At 60.2% G+C, this 3,971-nt stretch carries 4 protein-coding genes; 3 read left to right on the forward strand and 1 reads right to left on the reverse strand.

All coding sequences use genetic code 11. From position 1 onward, the window contains the following. Both BIS10_RS17810 and BIS10_RS17815 read left to right on the forward strand, forming a co-directional pair. On the forward strand, positions 1-651 hold a 651-nt coding region (locus BIS10_RS17810; protein WP_253507346.1), incomplete at its 5' end, for a sorbosone dehydrogenase family protein. Between the two features lie 163 nt (positions 652-814). After that, complete coding sequence (locus BIS10_RS17815; RefSeq protein WP_253507349.1) at positions 815-2,290, forward strand: amidohydrolase family protein; 1,476 nt, start codon at positions 815-817, stop codon at positions 2,288-2,290. A 25-nt stretch (positions 2,291-2,315) separates the two neighbouring features. On the opposite strand, the gene BIS10_RS17820 is transcribed toward BIS10_RS17815, so the two are convergent. After that, positions 2,316-3,338 carry an SO_0444 family Cu/Zn efflux transporter gene (locus BIS10_RS17820; protein ID WP_253507352.1) on the reverse strand — a complete coding sequence of 341 codons (1,023 nt, stop codon included), beginning with the start codon at positions 3,336-3,338 and terminating at the stop codon, positions 2,316-2,318. A gap of 71 nt (positions 3,339-3,409) precedes the next feature. Between BIS10_RS17820 and BIS10_RS17825 the strand changes: the two genes are divergently transcribed. Beyond that, positions 3,410-3,856 carry a helix-turn-helix domain-containing protein gene (locus BIS10_RS17825; protein ID WP_253507354.1) on the forward strand — a complete coding sequence of 149 codons (447 nt, stop codon included), beginning with the start codon at positions 3,410-3,412 and terminating at the stop codon, positions 3,854-3,856. Positions 3,857-3,971: the final 115 nt, after the last annotated feature.

The raw sequence follows: 3,971 nt of genomic DNA on the forward strand, positions 1-3,971 counted from the left end.
GGCTCCAACAGCAACATCACCGAGCGTGGTATGGAGGCAGAGGTTAATCGGGCGGAAATTTGGCAGATCGACCCTAACACCGGCATGCACCGCCCCTACGCCACCGGCCTGCGTAACCCCACCGCTATGGCGATTCAGCCCGGCACCGAGCAGCTATGGACGGTCGTCAACGAGCGCGACGAGCTAGGCCCTGACCTCGTTCCCGATTACCTCACCACCGTGCAGGAGGGCGGCTTTTACGGCTGGCCTTACAGCTACTGGGGCCAACACGTAGACCACCGCGTTCAGCCCCGCAACCCGGAGAAAGTCGAGAGCGCCATCGCGCCGGATTACGCCTTGGGTTCCCATGTGGCACCGCTAGGCCTCGCCTTTTCTATCCCCGAAATGGGCGATGAGTTCGCTGAAGGTGTGTTTATCGGCGAACACGGCAGTTGGAACCGCGCCGACCCGGTAGGCTACAAAGTCGTGTTTGTGCCGTTCCGAAACGGCCAGCCCAGCGGCGACCCCATCGATTTTGTTTCAGGCTTTCTCACCGATGATGGTCGCGCCCGTGGCCGCCCGGTAGGTGTCACCGTCGACCCCGACGGCGCGCTGATCATTGCCGACGACCTATCTAACGTTATTTGGCGGGTGACGCCGGATAGTCCATAAGCCCTCGGCGGGTGGCCTGCCACCCGCTCACTCCTCACCTGCCCACCCTCACATTGCCTCCCCATCGCGCACTTGCTTAGCGGCACTCACTATAGTTTATTAAGTGCTATCGCTACGCGGCGCTTAGCGCCTTAATGCTCACCTCGCTGATAAGAGACCGCCTATGCCCGCTGCCAATGCGCTTCACGCTCCGCTGTTTCACGCCCACCATACGCATGGGCACGGTGCCTGCTACTGCGGTTCACCTATGCTGCAGCAATTTCATGAACGGGTTATGGCCGACCTCACGCGCCGCCAAGTGCTGGGCGGCACCGCTGCGTTGATGGCGATGTTTGCCGGGCTCAGCGTGCCCTCGGTGGTGAGTGCGCAGCCCCGCCAAACCAACGGCCCGCTGCTGCTAACCAACCTACAGCTGTTTGATGGCAGTGGCAGTGCCCTGCAAAGCGGCGTTTCGGTACGTATCGAAGAGGGCCGTATTCACTCCTTACTGCCCGCTGATGCCGCTGCCGAAGGGGCAGAGGTGGTCGACTGCGGCGGCCGCGTATTAATGCCAGGGCTTATCGACGCCCACTGGCACACCACGCTGGCGGCCATTACCCAAACCACCGCCATGACAGCTGATGTGGGCTACATTCACCTGGTGGCGGCTCAAGAAGCTAAGCGCACGCTGATGCGGGGTGTAACGTCAGTACGTGATGTGGGCGGGCCCTCGTTCGCGCTGCAACGCGCCATTAACGAAGGCATTGTGGATGGCCCGCGCATATTTCCCGCCGGGGCGATGATTTCTCAAACCTCAGGGCATGGCGATTTCCGTATGCGCCACGAGATTCCACGGAGCACGAACACCCCGCTCAGCGAGCAGGAGCGCCAAGGGGTAGCCGCGATTGCCGATGGGGAGGATGAAGTACTGAGACGCACCCGTGAGCAGCTCATGTTAGGCGCTTCACAAATCAAACTAATGGCCGGTGGCGGCGTTGCCTCGCTGTACGACCCACTCGACAGCACCCAGTTTACCGAGCGCGAACTACGGGCGGCGGTAGAGGCTGCCGACGACTGGGGCACCTATGTGATGGTGCATGTGTACACCCCAAGGGGCATACAGCGGGCGCTGAGGGCGGGTGTGAAATCCATCGAACACGGCCAGCTGGCCGATGAAGAAGCCGCCCGCATGATGGCGGGCGAAGGCGCCTGGTGGAGCCTGCAGCCATTTTTGCAGGATGAGGACGCCAACGTTTACCCCGATGCCGCCCGTCGCGAATCTCAGCGGCAAGTAGCAGAAGGCACCGTGCGCGCCTATGAACTCGCTCAGCGCTTCGATATTAAAACCGCCTGGGGCACCGATATTCTGTTTAACCCACAAAATACGCCCAACCAGCTGCGCCAGCTCGCCAAACTCACCCGCTTCTACGACCCGCTCACCGTGCTTGCTATGGCCACCGGGCGTAACGGCGAACTACTAGCGCTCTCCGGCCCGCGCAACCCCTACCCCGGCACGCTAGGCAAGATCGAACCCGGTGCCTGGGCAGACCTACTGCTGGTAGACGGCGACCCCAGCCGCAATCTGGATTTTCTGCACGACCCAGAGCAGAACCTGCGCATGATTATGAAAGGCGGGCGTATTTACAAAGACACCCGCTAAGCCTCGGTTAAAAGCTCATTATCGGTTAAAAGCCCAGTAAACGGCGACGCACCGGCCGGATAGCCACCATAGCCAACATCGCCAAAGCCAACCACTCTAACCAGTGGGGCAGCAGCTCTTGCACTTGGCTGGCCTGCTCCACCGGGTTCCAGCCGGCCATGCCAACGGCCACATCAAACAGCCAACCTACCAGTACGGTCACTACCAGCACGCTAGCCAAGTAAACCGCCAATGCTGAGTTACCCAGCTCGCGGCGCAGAATGGCGAGTGTGGCAAGGCTGGTAATCGGCCCCGCCAGCAAGAACACCAGCGCCATTCCTGGTGAGATACCGGCTAATAGTAGCCCAGCGGCCACAGGCGTGGCGGCAGCCGCACATATGTAGAGCGGAATACCTACCACCGCCATCAGCAGCAACGCCCAAAGACCGCCTGAATATTGTGCCAAGGTATCTGGCGGCACCAGTGTGATCAGCACCCCAGCCAGTAGTAACCCGGCAAACATCCACGCGCTGATGTCATCCAACAGATCGCTAAACGCATAACGCAGCCCCGCTTTCAAACCGCTAGGTTCGCCGGTTTCGGCGTGGTGGTCATGGCAGCCATGCGACGAACAGCAGCCGCTCTTAGCAACAGGCTCAACCGCCTCTGCTTCGCGGGTAAAGCCCACCAGTAAGCCCGTCACAATGGCCGTCACCAATGCGCCCACAACGCGCACCACCGCCATCAGCGGGCCAAGCAGCACGCTGGTCAGCAGAATCGAGTCCACACCCACGCCTGGGGTGCTAATTAAGAACGAGGTAGTCGGCCCGCGCCCCGCACCGCCCCGGTGCAGCGCAATCGCGGTAGGAATCGCCCCGCAGGAACACAGTGGCAGCGGCATGCCAATCACTGCCGCCCTCACAATGCTACCCAGGCCGCGACCACCCATCCAACGCTGCAGTAAGCGTTCTGGCAACCACGCCTTAATCAGCCCGGCAATCACTAGCCCCAACAGCAGCCACGGGGCCGCCGTTAAGGCAATTTGTAGCAGCTCGGTTATCAGCGTCATCTCATCACCTACTTGTTCACGGTGGGAATGAGGACTAGCCTAAACCCTGTAATCGTTACAGGGTCAAGCCGATGACTACGTATTACCGCATTGGAGATGTTGCTGCCCGCACAGGCTGCTCACCAGAGAGTATTCGCCACTATGAAAAGCTGGGCCTATTGCCACCACCCAAACGTGGGGAGCAAGGCTACCGGCTGTATAGTCAGGCCGCGCTGGAACGCATTGGGTTTATTCGCCATGGCCGCAGCCTAGGGCTAGACCTACACAATATTCAGGAATTGCTCGAGCTTTCCGACCACCCAGATACCGACTGCAGCGCCGCCGATGAGATCGCCAGCCGCCATTTAGAGCACCTAGAAGAGCGTATTGCCAAGCTTCAGGCGCTAGCCGACGAGCTGCGCCAAGTGGTTCATCAGTGCCGGGGCGGTAAAACCGCCGACTGCCAGATTATTCAAACCCTCTACGACCACCAACCCACCTGCAGCGAGCGGGGGTGTGGGACAAAACCCAATACATAAAAAATTGGTCTAAAAATATGGCTCTTCGACGTTGGGTGTGGAATTCGCCCCCTGAGCTGGGCCAGAATATGACCTCCACAGCGGCAGGAGGTATGACATGGACGGCACCCAGATT

Source organism: Halomonas sp. 707B3 (assembly GCF_024158645.1).
Classification (GTDB): domain Bacteria; phylum Pseudomonadota; class Gammaproteobacteria; order Pseudomonadales; family Halomonadaceae; genus Vreelandella; species Vreelandella lionensis.